The sequence below is a fragment of the Pedomonas sp. V897 genome, from assembly GCF_051304405.1.
Taxonomy (GTDB): domain Bacteria; phylum Pseudomonadota; class Alphaproteobacteria; order Sphingomonadales; family Sphingomonadaceae; genus Pedomonas.
Window position 1 is genome coordinate 61,319 of sequence record NZ_JBPPGG010000001.1, and the last position, 16,480, is coordinate 77,798.

16 protein-coding genes are annotated in these 16,480 nt (G+C 66.1%); 7 read left to right on the forward strand and 9 right to left on the reverse strand.

The window, feature by feature from the left end:
• The first annotated feature begins 16 nt into the window (after positions 1-16).
• From ACSJJU_RS00365 to ACSJJU_RS00375, 3 genes are all read left to right on the forward strand, one after another.
• Entirely contained in the window at positions 17-547 is a 531-nt protein-coding gene (locus tag ACSJJU_RS00365; protein ID WP_435913139.1) for a DUF2975 domain-containing protein, read from the forward strand.
• Positions 548-550: 3 nt separating this feature from the next.
• On the forward strand, positions 551-775 hold the full coding sequence (locus ACSJJU_RS00370; RefSeq protein WP_435913141.1) for a helix-turn-helix domain-containing protein: 225 nt from the start codon (positions 551-553) through the stop codon (positions 773-775).
• 129 nt (positions 776-904) lie between these two features.
• Positions 905-1,489: a hypothetical protein gene (locus tag ACSJJU_RS00375; protein WP_435913143.1), complete on the forward strand. Its 585-nt coding sequence runs from the start codon at positions 905-907 to the stop codon at positions 1,487-1,489.
• A gap of 94 nt (positions 1,490-1,583) precedes the next feature.
• Here the strand turns inward: ACSJJU_RS00375 and ACSJJU_RS00380 are convergent, their stop codons facing one another.
• Both ACSJJU_RS00380 and ACSJJU_RS00385 read right to left on the reverse strand, forming a co-directional pair.
• Positions 1,584-2,570 carry a WD40 repeat domain-containing protein gene (locus ACSJJU_RS00380; RefSeq protein ID WP_435913144.1) on the reverse strand — a complete coding sequence of 329 codons (987 nt, stop codon included), beginning with the start codon at positions 2,568-2,570 and terminating at the stop codon, positions 1,584-1,586.
• Positions 2,571-2,574: 4 nt separating this feature from the next.
• A complete protein-coding gene (locus tag ACSJJU_RS00385; RefSeq protein ID WP_435913146.1) occupies positions 2,575-3,636 on the reverse strand; it encodes a CobW family GTP-binding protein in 1,062 nt (353 codons plus the stop codon).
• 320 nt (positions 3,637-3,956) lie between these two features.
• On the opposite strand from ACSJJU_RS00385, the gene ACSJJU_RS00390 reads away from it, so the two are divergent.
• Genes ACSJJU_RS00390 through ACSJJU_RS00400 form a run of 3 tightly spaced genes read left to right on the forward strand, consistent with a single transcriptional unit; the run spans position 3,957 to position 7,191 of the window.
• On the forward strand, positions 3,957-5,231 hold the full coding sequence (locus ACSJJU_RS00390; RefSeq protein ID WP_435913148.1) for an efflux RND transporter periplasmic adaptor subunit: 1,275 nt from the start codon (positions 3,957-3,959) through the stop codon (positions 5,229-5,231).
• Complete coding sequence (locus tag ACSJJU_RS00395) at positions 5,228-5,968, forward strand: ABC transporter ATP-binding protein (protein ID WP_435913149.1); 741 nt, start codon at positions 5,228-5,230, stop codon at positions 5,966-5,968. The genes ACSJJU_RS00390 and ACSJJU_RS00395 overlap by 4 nt, the downstream gene beginning before the upstream one ends.
• Positions 5,965-7,191, forward strand: coding sequence for an ABC transporter permease (locus ACSJJU_RS00400; protein WP_435913150.1), 1,227 nt, complete (start codon positions 5,965-5,967; stop codon positions 7,189-7,191). The genes ACSJJU_RS00395 and ACSJJU_RS00400 overlap by 4 nt, the downstream gene beginning before the upstream one ends.
• Positions 7,192-7,506: 315 nt before the next feature.
• Here the strand turns inward: ACSJJU_RS00400 and ACSJJU_RS00405 are convergent, their stop codons facing one another.
• The 5 genes from ACSJJU_RS00405 to ACSJJU_RS00425 all read right to left on the reverse strand — a co-directional run bounded on the left by ACSJJU_RS00405 (position 7,507) and on the right by ACSJJU_RS00425 (position 11,954).
• Positions 7,507-8,574, reverse strand: coding sequence for a CobW family GTP-binding protein (locus ACSJJU_RS00405; RefSeq protein ID WP_435913151.1), 1,068 nt, complete (start codon positions 8,572-8,574; stop codon positions 7,507-7,509).
• A 331-nt stretch (positions 8,575-8,905) separates the two neighbouring features.
• Positions 8,906-9,394 (reverse strand): RT0821/Lpp0805 family surface protein, encoded by a 489-nt coding sequence (locus ACSJJU_RS00410; RefSeq protein WP_435913152.1) that lies wholly within the window; start codon positions 9,392-9,394, stop codon positions 8,906-8,908.
• A gap of 101 nt (positions 9,395-9,495) precedes the next feature.
• Positions 9,496-10,902, reverse strand: a complete 1,407-nt coding sequence (locus tag ACSJJU_RS00415; protein WP_435913153.1) for a sensor histidine kinase — start codon at positions 10,900-10,902, stop codon at positions 9,496-9,498.
• A 13-nt stretch (positions 10,903-10,915) separates the two neighbouring features.
• On the reverse strand, positions 10,916-11,584 hold the full coding sequence (locus tag ACSJJU_RS00420) for a response regulator transcription factor (protein ID WP_435913154.1): 669 nt from the start codon (positions 11,582-11,584) through the stop codon (positions 10,916-10,918).
• 25 nt (positions 11,585-11,609) lie between these two features.
• Positions 11,610-11,954 (reverse strand): PepSY domain-containing protein, encoded by a 345-nt coding sequence (locus ACSJJU_RS00425; protein ID WP_435913155.1) that lies wholly within the window; start codon positions 11,952-11,954, stop codon positions 11,610-11,612.
• 110 nt (positions 11,955-12,064) lie between these two features.
• On the opposite strand from ACSJJU_RS00425, the gene ACSJJU_RS00430 reads away from it, so the two are divergent.
• Positions 12,065-13,867, forward strand: a complete 1,803-nt coding sequence (locus ACSJJU_RS00430; protein WP_435913156.1) for an ATP-binding cassette domain-containing protein — start codon at positions 12,065-12,067, stop codon at positions 13,865-13,867.
• A 162-nt stretch (positions 13,868-14,029) separates the two neighbouring features.
• Here the strand turns inward: ACSJJU_RS00430 and yaaA are convergent, their stop codons facing one another.
• Complete coding sequence (yaaA, locus tag ACSJJU_RS00435) at positions 14,030-14,797, reverse strand: peroxide stress protein YaaA (RefSeq protein WP_435913157.1); 768 nt, start codon at positions 14,795-14,797, stop codon at positions 14,030-14,032.
• A gap of 262 nt (positions 14,798-15,059) precedes the next feature.
• Positions 15,060-16,283: a polyhydroxyalkanoate depolymerase gene (locus ACSJJU_RS00440; protein WP_435913158.1), complete on the reverse strand. Its 1,224-nt coding sequence runs from the start codon at positions 16,281-16,283 to the stop codon at positions 15,060-15,062.
• Positions 16,284-16,480 lie beyond the last annotated feature (197 nt).

The window sequence follows — 16,480 nt, forward strand, 5'->3', positions numbered from 1 at the left end:
TTTTCGACGAGGCAATATGGTTTTTTCGAAAGACGTGTCAGTTGGCGCGCGACGGCTGCGGATCGGCACCGCTCTCGCGCTGGTGGTGGTCGTCGGCATCTGCCTCTACGCCGCCATTGCCGGGCTGGCGGGCCTTGGCCAGCCGGGGGAAGTCCACATCTCCAGCGCGAGCGACAGCGGCACACCCGCCAACCGGAACGAGTTGATCGCCGCCGCCATTGCCGGCCTGCCGCTGGCGATTGCGCTGTGGCGGCTCATCCGCATGTTGCGCGCCATCGAGCGGGGGCAGCTTTTCACCGGCACCACGGTGGCGGAGCTGCGGGGCTTTGCCCTGTTCGTCATGATCTCGGCGCTGGCCTCCATTCTCGTGCTGCCGGTTCTCGACATTGCCACAGCCCTTGCGAGCGACGCGGACACCCGGACCGTCACCCTCACCTTCGACGGCGGCGATTTCTTTGCGCTTCTGGTCAGCGTGCTGCTGTTCTTCCTGGCGCGCCTGTTGGGCGAGGCCCAGCGCATCGCCGAAGACAACGAGCAGATTGTCTGAGCCATGGCCATTGTTGTCCGTCTTGATGTGATGCTGGCGCTGCGGAAGGTGCGCTCGAAGGATCTGGCGGCGCACGTCGGCATCACCGAAGCCAATCTCTCCTTGCTGAAATCCGGGCGGGTGAAAGGCATCCGCTTCGAGACGCTGAACAGCATCTGCGAATTTCTGGACTGCCAGCCCGGCGATATTCTCGAATATGTGCCGGATGACGACGCGACGGTCCCATAAGTCTGCGCCCTGAAAAAGAGCTGACGGGCGCAGTCCACACCCCTCTTTTGGTCATAAAAACCCTTCTTGCATAAAGACTATTAATTTGTGACTGTTCAGGGTGCACACGGGAACCGAAAGGGGGATTTCATGGCCAAAGCCACAACCGTTCGTGCCAAGGCTGCGCCCAAGTCCACTTCCGTCGCGAGCGACAAGACGGCGGCCAAGCCATCCACCACCGACAAGCTGATCGAGCGCTTGTCCAAGCGGCTGGAAAAGGCGGAAAAAGTCATCGCCGATCAGAAGGCGAAACTCTCCGAACTCGCAAAGAGCATTGCCGCGCTGGAAAAGGCGGCGAAAAAATCCGCCGCTCCGGCAGCCGCCGCGGCGCCGGCGGAGAAGCCGGCCAAGCCTGTGAAGGCGAAAGCGAAGGCCAAGCCGAAGGCAAAGGCGGCGACGACGAAGGCGAAGCCCGACGCCAAGGCCAACGGCGTCGACACGAAGGCGACCACCGGGAAAAAGGCTGCGGCCGACACCAAGGCAGCAACCAGCAAGCCCGCCGCCAAACCTGCTGCCAAAAAGCCCGCCAAAAAGACGGCGACAAAAAAATCGTCTGCCAAGAAACCCGCGTCCAAGGCCAACGGCGCAACCGCTCCGAAGGAAACGCCCGCAGCGGCCGTCATTGCCGCCACTGCGCCGCGCAAGCGCGGGCGCCCGCGCAAGACCGCGCTCTGACGCGCCCGGATCGGCACACCCGGTCCGTCAGCACGAAAAAGCCGCCGCCCCTCGAGGGGACGGCGGCTTTCTCATGTCCGAATGTGTGCCACGCTCAGCCCGGCAGCTCGACCAGGCCGCCCGTGCCGTCCTCGCGGCCGAAGCCAAGCTGCTTGCCGTCGCGGGAGAAGGCGATGGCGGTCACCGGCACTTCCTCGTCGGTGCGGCCCGCCACGAGCACTTCCATCTCGTCGTCCGTGCGATAGAGCAGCACCGCGCCGTCAGCGAAGCCCGCCGCCAGGATGCCCTGCTTCGGATGCGCCGCAACCGCCGTGCACAGCGCGCCGAGGCCGAAGCGCTGCAAGCCGGATTTCCCCATGGGCCCGTTCTTGTCCGTGAACGGCCACAGCACCACCGCCTCCGCGCCGGAGGTAGCGAGATAGCGCCCCTTGTCCACCCAGGCGAAGGATTTGGTCTTGGAAGGGTATCCGCCCATGCGCATGTCGGCGAGGTCGGCGAGCCGCCAGCCGTGGAGCGCATTTTCCTGCATGGCGGTCATCACGAACTTGCCGTCCGGGCTCCAGGTGACAAGCGTGTGCGCGCCTTTCCAGCCCAGCACCATCGGCTTTGAGGCATCCGAGTTCACCCACCACAGCGAGACGCCGTTGTAGTGGGCAACCGCCAGCCGCTTGCCCTTGGGATCGAACGCCAGCGACTGCACCGTGTGCTCGTGGGCGATGGTGCGGAAAATGCCCTTCACCGGCCGGGCCACGTGCACCGTCTTGCCGGTGGCGAAGGCGATGCCGCCGCCGTCGCTCGCCGCCATTTTCTCGATCCACTTGCCCGGCAGTTCGGCCACATCAACGACCGTGCCGTCCGCCTTCACCAGCTTCACGCAGCCGTCGTCGCCGCCCGTGGCGATGCCGCCGTCGAAGGCAGCAGCGCACAGGATGCCGCCGTCGTGAATCCGGCGCGGCGGCGTGGCGCCGAACGCCACCTGCCCCTCGGTGGTGGCAAAGGCGAGCCCGCCCGCCGTCGGCACCACCGCTTCCACATAGGCGCCCAGATTGAGCGCCTGCCCGTTGTCGTCCATCAGCGGCATGGGATTACGCCACGCAGGCCTGGAACTGTTCGTTCAGTGCCTTCGGGTCGAGGTTCCGCCCGATGAGCACGAGGCGCGACACGCGCGGCTCATTCTCGCCCCACGGCTTCTGGAGGTCGCCGTCGAGGATCATGTGCACGCCCTGCACCACGAAGCGCTGCTCCTCGCCCTGGAAGTTGAGGATGCCCTTGAGACGCAGGATGTCCGGCCCCTTCTCCTGGGTGAGGTCGCTGATCCAGCGGGTGAACAATTCGCCGATCAGCGGCTTCTCCGACCGCAGGGAGACGCTGGTCACGCCCTTGTCGTGGATGACGTTGGGCGCGGCGTGGTGGTCGTGATGGTGGTGGTCATGATCGCAATGCTCGTCGCATTCGTGATCGTGATCATGGTGGTGATGATGGTGATCGTGGTGGTGGTGATCCTCCTCGGCGAGGAAGCCCGGGTTCGCCTCCAGAATGCGTTCGAGGTCGAACGCGCCGCGATCCAGCAGCTTGTTCACGTCGATCTGCGCCTTCTCGGTATGGTAGACCACCGCATACGGGTTGATCCGCTTCACGGCGGCTTCCACCTGCTTCAGCTCTTCCGGCGTCACCAGGTCGATCTTGTTGATGAGGATGATGTCGGCAAAGCCGATCTGCTCCTGCGCTTCCTGCGAGTCCGCAAGACGCAGCAGCAGGTGCTTGGCGTCCACCACGGTGACGACCGCATCCAGCCGGGTCTTGGCGCGCACATCCTCATCGACGAAGAAGGTCTGGGCGACGGGCGCCGGATCGGCAAGGCCCGTGGTCTCGACGATGATGCCGTCGAACCGGCCCGGACGCTTGAGAAGGGTCGAGATGATGCGGATGAGGTCGCCACGGACGGTGCAGCAGATGCAGCCGTTGTTCATCTCGAACACTTCCTCGTCCGTATCGACCACCAGGTCGTTGTCGATGCCGATCTCGCCGAACTCGTTGACGATCACGGCATACTTCTTGCCGTGCGGCTCGGTGAGGATGCGGTTGAGGAGCGTGGTCTTGCCGGCACCCAGATAGCCGGTCAAAACGGTCACGGGGATCTGCGCCATGCGTCTGTTCACCTTTGTAACACGTGTTAGCCCCCTGCTAATTGGCGATCCACAGCCGCTTCGTCTAGGGGGAGCGTCATTCTGGCGGGGCCGGACGGCCCGCGGCCTTCCCTCCCGCCCGTCCCGGGGCTACAGGAGGCATGTGGAGCGAATGTAATTCAAGTGTATAAACATTCCTCCGGCCGCTCGAAGGAAGTATCCTCACTCGTCCGTATGTATGAACACATTTCAAGGGTTCGCAGGAAACGCGCGCGGACGATCACCTTCTTCCACGGTCCAGTCACCTTCAACGGTCAATTCATTGGTAATCGAGAGAATTCATGACATCCCGGCGACGCCTTCTTCTCATCGGCGGCCTTCTTGCCATTGCCGCCGCGGGCTTTACCGCCTGGACCTTCAGCGCCTCCAAACGGCCGGTCTACCAGACCGTCGTTGCCGAGCAGGGTGATATCGTCACCCGCATCACCGCCTCGGGCAGCCTTCAGGCGGTGGGCACGGTCGAGGTGGGCTCGGAGGTCTCCGGCCTCATCAAGGAGCTGTACGCGGACTTCAACACGCCCGTGAAGAAGGGCCAGGTGCTGGCCCGCATCGACCCCAGCACCTTCGAGGCGCGGGTGCTCCAGGGCGAGGCGCAGGAGGCGACCGCCCTCGCCCAGCTGGAGCAGGCCCGGGCGGACCTGAAGGAAGCCGAGCGCGACTACGAGACCAAGCGCAAGCTCTCCACCAGCGGGTGGTATTCCGCGCGCGGCACCGAGACCGCCGAGGCGACTCTGGCCAAGGCCCGCGCCGCGGTGAAGCTGGCCGAGGCCAACCTGCTCCAGGCCCGGGCGAACCTCAACCAGGCCCGCATCGACCTCTCCCGCACCTACATCCGCGCCCCGGTGGACGGCATCGTCATCAGCCGCGCCATCAACGTGGGCCAGACCGTCGCCGCCAGCTTCCAGACCCCCACCCTGTTCACCATCGCCGAGGATCTGTCCGAGATGCAGGTGGAGGCCAAGGTGGACGAGGCGGACATCGGCGCCGTCAGCCCCGGCCAGCGGGCCGAGTTCACCGTGGACGCCTACCCCGACCAGGTGTTTCACGGCGAGGTGAAGGAAGTGCGCCTCGCCAGCGGCGACACCGGGCAGACCCAGGCCACCTCCACCGGCGTTGTCACCTACACCGTCATCATCACCGCCCCCAACAAGGACGGCAAGCTGCTGCCCAACATGACCGCCAACGCCACCATCTACCTTGGCGAGGTGAAGAACGTGCTCAAGCTGCCGATCATGGCGCTGAGCTACGAGCCCGCCGCCATTGCCGCCGAGGCGGCACGGCGCGCGCCGCCGCCCGCCGGCGGCTTCGGCCCGCCGATGGGCCCGCCGCGCGGCGGCAACCGCACCGCCCCGCCGCCTGAGGCGGCCGAACCGGCGGACCAGCCGCCCCCGGGCGTCAAGGGCCAGCCGGGCACCGTGTGGGTGCTGGCGCGCGATGGCAAGCCGGAGCGCCGCCCCGTGTTCACCGGTGTGCGCACCGACGAGGAGGTGGCCGTCGTCGGGGGCAAGCTCCAGCCCGGCGAGAAGGTCATCATCAGCGAAAGTGCCGCATCGTGACCACAGGCGAGCCCATCATCGTCTGCGAGCGGCTCACCCGGCAGTTCCGCATGGGCGAGGAGACCGTCAACGCCCTGCAGGATGTCTCGCTCACCATCGGGCGCGGCGAGTTCGTGTCGATCATGGGGCCGTCCGGCTCGGGCAAGTCCACGCTGATGAACCTCATCGGCGCGCTGGACACGCCCACCAGCGGCTCCATCACCATCGGCGGAACCGAGCTGCGCGCCGCCAGCCAGACCGAACTGGCCGAGCTGCGCGGCCGCACCATCGGCTTCGTGTTCCAGCAGTTCCACCTGCTCCCGCGCCTGACGGCGCTGGAGAACGTGGCCATGCCGCTCATCTACCGCCGCGAGCCGGTGACGGACGGCCCGGAGCGCGCCCGCCGCTGCCTGGAGCGGGTGCAGCTCGCCAACCGCATGAACCACCTGCCCTCGGAGATGTCGGGCGGCCAGCAGCAGCGCGTCGCCATCGCCCGCGCGCTGGTGAACGATCCCCTGCTCCTGCTGGCGGACGAGCCCACCGGCGCGCTCGACAGCCGCACCGGCGCGGAGATCATCGCCCTGTTCCAGACCCTGAACGCGGGCGGCCTCACCATCGTGCTGGTGACGCACGACGAGCGCGTCGCCCATGCGGGCAACCGCATCATCCGCATGCGCGACGGCCGGGTGGAGTCGGACGAGGCCAACACAGACATCTGGCGCCCCCTCGCCCAAGACCAGGAAATCCGCACGTCATGAAGCTGATTCCCTCCCTCCGCCTCGCCTACCTCTCGCTCAAGGCGCACAAGCTGCGCAGCGCGCTGACCATGCTCGGCATCATCATCGGCGTGGCCTCGGTCATTACCATGGTCTCCATCGGCCAGGGCGCGCGCGACAAGATCGACAGCGAAATCCGCGCCATGGGCACCAACCTGATGATCATCTTCCCCGCCGGCGGGCGCGGGCCTGTCCGCAGCGCGGAGAGCGCCATCCCGTTGGTGGAAAGCGACGCGGAGATCATGCAGAAGCGCATCTCCGGCGTCGCCGCCGCTGCCCCGGTGCGCTTCGGCTCGGGCCAGATCGTCGCGAGCGGCACCAACTGGGAAGCCCAGCTCCTCGGCTCCACCAACGATTACCTGATCGCCCGCAACTGGGCCGTCGCGGAGGGGCGCAACTTCCGGCCGCTCGAACAACGCAGCGCCTCCAAGGTGGTGCTGATCGGCGAGTCCGTCCGGCGCGAACTCTTCCCCAAGGGCGGCGCCGTCGGCGCCACCATCCGCGTCAACCGCGTGCCGCTCAAGATCATCGGCGTGCTCGCCCCCAAAGGCAGCGGCAGCGGCCAGCGCGACGAGGACAACGTGGTCATCGTGCCGCTCAAGACCGCCCAGTCCCGCCTCATGGGCGCGGGCAACCGCATCGCGGGCGAAATCGACGCCATCTTCGTCAAGACGTCCCGCCTCGAGATCATGCCCCGCGTGCAGCAGGAAATCGAAACCCTGATGCGCGAGCGCAAGCACACCGCCGCCACAGGGGAGTCGCCCGTGCGCATCGGCAACCTCACCGAGATGATGGCCCTGCGCACCCAGACCACCCGCACCATGACCGCCCTGCTGGGCGCCATCGCCTCCGTCGCACTGGTGGTGGGCGGCATCGGCATCATGAACATCATGCTGGTCTCGGTCACCGAGCGCACCCGCGAGATCGGCCTGCGCATGGCCGTCGGCGCACGGCCCGAGGACATCCTCAGCCAGTTCCTCACCGAAAGCGCCCTGCTCTCGCTGGTCGGCGGCCTCATCGGCGTCGCCATCTCGCTGCTGCTGGTGTTCGCCATCAGCCTGCTCGGCGCGTTCGACGTGACGCTGAACCCCCAGATCGTGCTGGTCAGCCTATTCTTCGCCGGACTCGTCGGCATCGTCTTCGGCTACTACCCGGCCCGCAAGGCCGCCCGGCTCAACCCGATCGAAGCACTGCGCTACGATTGAGTTTTTTCTTTCGGGATTTGCTGGATTTTGCAGGAGGGTCGCGGACCCTCCTGCACCTCCCTTTCCCTTTGGGGCGTGCGTCGGAAATGGGAGGTGCGGGCTGGATCTGATTTTACTGGGCCGCGCCTGTATCGCGCGTGGTTGCGAGCCTCCCGGCCGCTCCAGTGAACGCGACAAGCCCTGCCAAACGCGGCCCGCTCACCCCCTTGTACAGAGCGCACCCCGGCCGGTTTCAAACGCGGCCCGTCAAAACGAATGGGAGGTGCAGGAGGGTCCGCGACCCTCCTGCAAAAAAACACCCCGACAAAAACACCCCTATTGCGACACCTGCGACCAGGCGCGGAAGAAGCCCTCGATGGTTTCGCGGGGGATGTTGCGGGTGATGAAGACCAGCCGGGTGCGCTGGTCGTCGTCCGGCCAGCGGTCGAGGTAGACCGGGTCGTGGAGGATGTGCTGCACGCCGTGGATGACGACGGGCCGCTCCGGGTGTTCCTCCAGCTTGATGATGCCCTTGACGCGCAGCAGGTCCTCGCCCTGGTTGGCGGTGAGCAGCTGCATCGCCATGGCGAAGGCGAAGCGGCTGATCGGCTGGTCGAGCACCAGCGCAAAGGAGCGGATGTCCTCCGAGTGCCGGGTCACGTCATGGTGGTGGTCGTGATGGTCGTGATCGTGGCTGTGGTCGTGGCTGTGGTCGTGGCCATGGTCATGCGCCGCCTCCACCACCTCGGCGGCCAGCCAGCCGCGCACCTGGTCCGGCTTCAGGTCCGGGCGGAAGGTGAGCGTGTCGTCCACGATCGAGCGCAGGTCGAAGTCGGGCGCGCCGGTGTCCGCGATCACCGCGCCAGGGTTCAGCGCGCGCAGCCGCTCGAACAGGGCGGCCCCCTCACCTTCGCTCAGGAGGTCGGTCTTGGTCACCAGCAGCCGGTCCGCGACGGCCGCCTGCTTCACCGCCTCGGGCTGGCGGTCGAGCGTGCCCGGACCGTTGACGGCGTCCACCACCGTCACCACCTGCGCCAGCCGGTAGCGGCGGGCAAGGCGCGGGTCGAGCAGCAGGGTGTGGATCACCGGCGCCGGGTCCGCAAGGCCGGTCGTCTCGATGACGAGGCGGGAGAACAGCGGAATCTCGCCCCGCTCGGAGCGCTCCATCAGCATCAGCAGCGTGCGGCGCACGTCGCCCCGCACCGTGCAGCACAGGCAGCCCGACGTCATCTCGATGATCGCCTCGGGCGCGGCCTCCACCAGCATGTGGTCGAGCCCCACCTCGCCGAACTCGTTGATGACAACAGCCGTATCGGAGAAGCGCGGATCGGCCAGCAGACGCTTCAGCAGCGTGGTTTTACCCGCGCCGAGAAAGCCGGTGAGAATGGTGACGGGGATCATCATGCTGATGATATAAAATTACATCAGCCGAAAGGAAAGCGCGTTTGCTTTCCTTTTTGCAGGAGGGGCTTACCCCTCCTGCACCTCCCTTTCTCCTTGGAGCGTGCGTCGGAAAATGGGGGTGCTGGATGGAACTGGTTTTACAGGGCCGCGCGTGTATCGCGCGTGATTGCGAGCCTCCCGCCCGTTCCAGACGCCTGCTCCGGACGTGCCAGACACGGCCCGCTCAATCCCCTCTTATCAGGGGGCGCCTCGATCTGTTCAAGGCGCGGCCCGATAAACGAAAGGGAGGTGCAGGAGGGTCCGAGACCCTCCTGCATCAGGAAAAAACCGTTTAGTTGACCACCTTCCAGGAGCCGTCCGCCTGACGGCAGGCGGTGCCGTAGGCCTGCTCCTGCTTGCCGCCGATGTTCACCGTGTGGGTGTATTCGCGGCAGTTCTGGCCGTTGTCGGCCACGTAGGCGGGTTTGGCCTCGACCCAGCCGCTGTGGCCGCTGTCCGGGTTCACCCATTCGGTGCGGGTGCCGGAGCGGCCGTATTCCAGCGCCTGGTACTGGGCGCGTTCGGCTTCCAGCCGGTCGGCCTTGTCGAGGCCGCGGCCGATCTGGTTGCCGAGGAAGCCGCCGATCAGCGTACCGGCCGCGATGGCGACGACGCCGCCCGCGCCGTCGTTATCGATGGCCGAGCCGGCCCAGGCGCCGAGGCCTGCACCCGCCAGCGTGCCGATGCTTTCCTTGGTGCCGTAGTCCTGGCACGCCCCGAGCGGCAGTGCCAGGGCAATCGCCGGCACCAGCGCCCACCGAGAAAACCCCCGAAACTGCATAACGACTTCTCCGTTTTTACGCCAATTTGGTTCACTACCGGCACGATAGGCGCGTTCGACTGAACTGCGGCTGAACACGCCTTTCGCGGGGGACCGGTCTGTCAGGCGCTGGCCGCGCGCGGCAGAACCAGGACCACGGCGAGGCCGCCCAGATCTTTCGACTGGTCGAGCCAGACCTTGCCCCCCATGATGTCCGCGATGTCGCGCACGATGGCGAGGCCGATGCCGGTGCCCTTGGAGCTCTGGTCGAGCCGCACGCCGCGTTCGAACAGCAGACTCCATTTCTCGACCGGAATGCCGGGTCCATTGTCCTCGATGACAATACGCAGGAAACGCCGGTCTCCTTCGGCCGCCTCCTCCGCCGTCACGGTGACCCGGGCGCTGCCGTTGCCGTATTTGGCGGCGTTGTCGAGCAGGTTGCCGAGCATTTCCTCCAGGTCCTGCCGCTCGCCCCGGAACTCCAGCGAGTCGTCACCCCGGATCTCCACATGGAACGCCTTCTCCACGTAGATGCGCTCCAGCGCCCGCTTGAGGCTGTGCAGGGATGGCCACACCGGCGTGCGGGCGCGGATGTCGGCGCGGCGGCCGAGCACGCGGGCGCGGGCCAGGTGGTGGTCCACGTGGCGGCGCATCAGGGCCACCTGCGCCAGCACCGTCTCCCGCAGGTTCGGGCTGCCGGGGTCCTGCGCCTCGTTCATCAGCACGCTCATCGGGGTCTTGAGGGCATGGGCGAGATTGCCCGCGTGGGTGCGGGCGTGTTCCGCCTGCGCCTCCGTGTGGGCGAGCAGCGCGTTCATTTCCTCCACCAGCGGCAGGATCTCGGGCGGGAACAGTGTCCCGTCGATGCGGGTCGCCGCGCCCGAGCGGATCTGCGCCAGCGCCTTGCGCACCTGCCGCAGCGGGCTGAGGCCGTAGGTGGCGAGCAGCGCGCCCATGGTCAGGAGCCCCACCGCCAGGATGGAGAGCGACCACACCAGCACCCGGCGGTAGGCGGCGATCTGCTCGTGCAGCTCGTTCACCCGGATGGCGACGGCGAAGCGGAACACCTTGTCCGAGCCCGGCAGCATGGCGTCGCGCTCGGCGATGCGCAGCTCCTCGCCGCCGAAGGCGGTGATGGTGCGGATGACACCTTCCCGCGCCGGCACGTTGGGATCGTAGGGCAAGGCCCGGTCCCACAGGGAGCGGGAGCGGAACGGCTCCATGCCCGGGGCGGAGACCTGCCAGTAGAGGCCCGAATAGGGCTCGAAGAAGCGCTGGTCGCCCAGCGCGCGGGTGCTGCGGACCTCGCCGGTCGGATCGATCTCCGCCGCTGCGATGGAGGAGCGCAGGAACTGGCGCAACTGGGTGTCGAAGCCCTGGGTGAGGTTGTCCGCCAGCACCCGGTCGAGCGCGAAGCCGCCCGCCATCAGCATGGGGATGATCCACGCCGCCGCCATGAGCACCAGGCGCCGCGAAAGCGACCCCGGCTGGAACAGCAGAAAATGCAGCTGTTGCTTCTGGCTGCTCACGCGCCGCGCCTGCTCAGGCCGTACCGGGGTCTTCGAGGCAATAGCCCAGTCCCCGGACGGTCCGTATCAGATCGACGCCCAGCTTCTTGCGGATGCGGGTGACGAACACCTCGATCGTGTTGGAATCCCGGTCGAAGTCCTGATCGTAGATGTGCTCGGTCAGCTCGGTGCGCGAGATCACCTTGCCCTTGTGGTGCACCAGATAGGCCAGCAGCTTGTATTCCTGCGCGGTCAGCCGCACCGGCTCGCCGTTCACCGTCACCCGGCTGGAGCGGGTGTCCAGCAGCATGGGCCCCACCTCGATCTCCGAGGTGGCGTGGCCGCTGGTGCGCCGGATGAGCGCGCGCAGGCGGGCCAGCAGTTCCTCGATCTGGAACGGCTTGGCCAGGTAGTCGTCCGCGCCCGCGTCGAGTCCCGCCACCTTGTCCGACCAGGAATCGCGCGCTGTCAGCACCAGAACCGGCATGGCGTGGCCTTCCCGCCGCCAGGATTCCAGCACCTTGAGGCCGTCCATCTTGGGCAGCCCCAGGTCCAGCACGACCGCGTCATAGGATTCGGTGGAGCCAAGAAAGTGTCCGTCCTCGCCGTCGCCGGCGGCATCAACCGCGTACCCCGCGGCCTCCAGCGCGCTTTTCAGCTGGCGCTGCAGCGTCGGCTCGTCTTCCACCACCAGAATACGCATGCGTCCCCCTGCTCTCCTCGAACGGTCAGCTGCCGTGAACGGCCAGTATCTGTCCATTCTGAGCGTTCACGTCCACCCGGACAATAGCGCCGTTGGGGCGGCGATAGGTCAACCGGTAGACGTAAATCCCTTCCTGGAGGGAGCCTTCATCGATCTCGACGCCCAGATACTCCCCCTTTACCCGGCGCGAGACGATGGCCCGTATCTGGTCGAGCGAGAGCATCCGCCCGGAACTGACCCCCCTGTAGGCGGCATCCTGCTCGGCCGTGCGAACCAGCACCCGCACCGGCGCTCCGGTGTCCGCCCGGAAGCCGGCCACGCAGACGAAGGCTGCAACTGCGAAGAAAGGGAGAAGTCGGCGGTTTTTCATGTCCCTTGAAAACTACCCTTGCGCCAGTGAACTGGCCATGAACATATCCTCCCCCGGATGGTCAATGGCGCCTGCGTTGCCTATAGCAGTATTTGTATCAGGTTCGTAACATGTCTGCTCCAATTCTTTCACTTGAATCCATCGGTGTTCATCGCGGCGAAGGCTGGCTGTTCCGCTCGCTGGACCTGTTCGTCGGGGAAAGGGACCGGCTGGCTCTGGTGGGCCGCAACGGGGCCGGCAAGTCCACTCTGCTCAACGTGATCGCCGGCCGTCTGGAGCTGGACGAAGGCCGCCGCGTGGTGCGCCCGCGCGCCCGGGTGGTGCTGCTGGAGCAGGACCCGCCGGTGGAGCGCTTCGCCACCCTGCGCGACTTCGCGCTGGATGAGGGCGACCAGCCCCTGCCCCCGGCCCCGCATGAGGTGGCCAAGGTGGCCGAGGAGCTGGGCGTCGATCTCGACCGGCCCGCCGCCACCGCGTCCGGCGGCGAGAAGCGCCGCGCTGCCATCGCCCGCGCCCTGGCGCTGGAGCCGGACGTGCTGCTGCTGGACGAGCCCACCAACCACCTGGATCTGGCCGCCATCGCCTGGCTGGAGGGCCGCCTGCGCCAGTTCGCGGGCGCGTTCATCGTCATCAGCCACGACCGCATGTTCCTCTCCCGCCTCACCCGCTCCACCCTGTGGCTGGACCGGGGCACGGTGCGCCGCGCCGAGGTGGGCTTCGGCGGCTTCGAGGCCTGGCAGGAAAAGGCGGAGGAGGAGGAAGCCCGGGCGGCGGAGCGGCTGGACGCAAAGCTGAAGCTGGAACTGCACTGGCTCCAGCGCGGCGTCACCGCCCGGCGGCGGCGCAACATGGGCCGCCTCAGGAAGCTTCAGGAGATGCGCGCCGCCCGCCGCGCCATGACCGGGCCGCAGGGCGTCGCCAACCTGGCGCTGAACGAATCCGAGCAGAAGTCCCGCACCGTCATCGACGCCGAGAACGTCACCATCGCCTTTGGCGAGCGCGCGATTCTGAAGAACTTCAACATCAAGATCCAGAAGGGCGACCGCATCGGCATCGTCGGGCCCAACGGCGTCGGCAAGACCACCCTCCTCAAGCTGCTGACCGGTGAGTTGCAGCCGACCGAAGGCACGATCCGCATCGCCAAGACCCTCGACCGGGTGATTGTGGATCAGGCCCGCCGCCTGCTGGAGCCGGGCAAGTCTGTGCGCGACATCCTCGCCGACGGCGGCGACTGGATTGAGGTGAACGGCGTCAAGAAGCACGTGGCCGGCTACCTCAAGGAATTCCTGTTCGACCCCGGCCTCGTCGATGCGAAAATCGAGACCCTGTCGGGCGGCGAGCAGTCCCGCATCCTGCTGGCGCGCGAGTTCGCCAAGCCGTCCAACCTGCTGGTGCTGGACGAGCCCACCAACGACCTCGACCTTGAAACGCTGGACCTCCTTCAGGAAATCATCGCCGACTATCAGGGCACAGTGCTGCTGGTCAGCCACGACCGCGATTTTCTGGACCGCACCGTCACCATGGTCATCGGCCTCGACGGCTCGGGCAAGGCGGACATCGTTGTCGGCGGCTACTCGGACTGGGAGGCCAAGCGCCAGCCCGCCGCCTCCAACGTGCGCTCCATCAGCGACGCGAAGAAGCCCGCCGCCGCCGCTCCGGCGCAGCCGAAAAAGCAGACCAAGCTGTCCTACAAGGACCAGCGGGAGCTGGACAGCCTGCCCGCCGAAATCGAGGCGCTCGGCACGAAAATCCAGGAACTCGAAGCCCGGCTGGCCGACCCGGAGCTTTACACCAAAAGCCCCGACACCTTCGCCAAACTCACCGCCGAACTGGAAGCCACCCGCGAAAAGCTCGCCCAGCGCGAGGAACGCTGGCTGGAACTGGAAGAACTGGCGGAAAGCCTCGGCGGGTAAGTTTTTTCTTTCTCGGGGGATATTTTTTGCAGGGGGATCGCTGATCCCCCTGCGACCCCCGGTTCGTTTTTCCGGCCGTGTTTCCGGAGCCCCCCCCCCCGAAACACGGCCTTTTAAAACAAAAGGGAGGTGCAGGAGGGCCCAGGACCCTCCTGCAAAAAATCACCTCACAAAAACCCAGGTGTTTTCGTCCGACAGGGCGGGGTCGAAGCGGTACTGATCCTCCGCGAAATCCTTCAGCCCCTCGGGCCGGTCGATGCGGTTTTCGCAGAGGTAGCGGGCCATCATGCCCCGCGCCTTTTTGGCGGAGAAGGAAATCACCTTGAGCTGGTTGCCGCGCCGCTCCTTGAACAGCGGGGTGATGACCGGCGCCTCCAGTTTTTTCGGCTGCACCGCGCCAAAATATTCCTGGCTGGCAAGGTTGATGACCACCCGGGAGTCGTGGCCCGCAAGGTGTTCGTTGATCACGTTGGTGATGGTGTCGCCCCAGTAGCCGTAGAGCGTTTTTGCCTGCGGCGTGCGGAAGGCGACCCCCATTTCGAGGCGATAGGGCTGCATCAGGTCGAGCGGCCGCAGCACGCCGTAAAGGCCGGAGAGAATGCGCACGTGATCCTGCGCGAACGCGACCGTCTCCGCGTCCAGCGTCTTCACGTCGAAGCCGGTGTAGACGTCGCCGTTGAAGGCATAGATCGCGGGCCGGGCATTCTCCGGCGTGAAGGGCGTCGAGAAATTCCGGAAGCGCGCCACGTTCAGTTCAGCCAGCGCGTCGGAGATGCCCATCAGGTCTTTCAGATCCTGCGCGGACAGCTTGCGCGCCTGTTCCACCAGATCCTCCGAACGCTCCAGCAACTGCGGCTGGGTCGGCGCGACCCCAGCGGGCAGCGGCGTTTCGAAATCAAGAGACTTGGCAGGCGAAAGCAACGTCAGCATGGCAAAAATCCGCGTCAGGCAACCGGGTTTCCGCAGGCTTGTAAAGCGAGCCTGAGCCGTTCGCAATGTTTGGGGATGTTCACTGATGGTTTGATATTTTTACAGGGGGATCGCGGATCCCCCTGTGACCCCCTTTTCGTTTTTACGGCCGCATTTCCCGGGCACACTGGAAAAATCAAAGGGCCGCGCCCTTGATGACGGACACAGCCCTTCAAATCGAATGGGAGGTTGCCAGGAGGGGCAAGCCCCTCCTGGCAAAAAATCACCCGTTATTCTGCGCAATCCACGCCTTCACCACCGGCGCGATGCGCTCGCGCCAGTTGCGGCCGTTGAAAATGCCGTAGTGGCCAACGCCTTCGGCGAGGAAATATTTCTTCTTCGCCTCATCGAGGGTGCTTGCCAGCGTCAGCGCGGCTTTCGTCTGGCCGATGCCGGAGATGTCGTCCTTCTCCCCTTCCACCGCGAGGAGCGCCGTCCGGGTGATGCGGGAGGGATCGATGCGCCGCGTGCCGCGATAGAGCATTTCGCCCTTGGGCAGCGCGTGGGTCTGGAACACGGTTTCGACCGTTTGCAGGTAGAACTCGGCCGTCATGTCGGCGACGGAGCGGTACTCCTCGTAGAACTTCATCTTGGCCTCGGCGCTTTCGCCGTCGCCCTCCACCAGGTGGTTGAACATCTCCCAGTGGCTGATGAGGTGGTCGCCCAGATTCATCGACATGAACCCGGCCAGTTGCAGGAAGCCCGGGTACACCCGCCGCCCTGCCCCCGGGTAGTTGGCGGGCACGGTGGCGATGGCGTTCTGCTCGAACCAGGCGAGCGGGCGGCGCTGGGCCAGATCGTTGACCGCCGTCGGGTTCTGGCGGGTATCGACGGGCCCGCCCATGAGCGTGACACTGCGGGGCGTTGCCGGGTTGCCGTCCTCCGACATCAGCGCGAGGGCGGCGAAAACCGGCACCGAAGGCTGGCACACCGCGATCACGTGCGCCCCCGGCCCGATTTCCTCAAGGAACCGGATCACGTAGTCGATGTAGTCATCCAGATCGAACCGGCCGTCCGTCACCGGCACGCGCTTCGCGTCGCGCCAGTCGGTGACGTACACATCATGATCCGGCAGCAGCTCCTTCACCGTGCCGCGCAGCAGGGTTGCGAAATGGCCGGACATGGGCGCGACCACCAGCACCCGGGGGTCCTGCCGGTCGGTGTCGCGGCGGAAGCGCTTCAGCTGGCCGAACGGCAGCCGCAGCACGATCTCCTCCGTCACCGCCACCGGCTGGCCGTCGATCATCGTCTCGGTCAGGCCGAATCTGGGCTTGCCGTAGAGCTGGGTGGTGTGAGCGAACACATCCAGCGCCGCCGCCGCCATGGTGCCGGCCTCGGTGCAGGACAAAGGATTGAGCGGGCTCTGCCAGAAGGAGGAACTCACTTTCGCCAGCGCACTCGCCTGCGCCAGGGCTTGCCTGTTCAACTCGTACCACTGGTACAACATCGACATACTGTCCTGTACAGCCTCCCTGTCGCCCGCTTCTATGAACCATTCTTTTCGCACTTGCAGCATAAATTTGCCATGGCGACGGTGCGCCGCAAACATGAATATTGATTCAACTTGCATTTGGAGCCGGGAAACCGCCATGAATAGGCCCACCGGGCGCAACGCCCGGACGGCCGCTGACCGAGAAGGAAAGG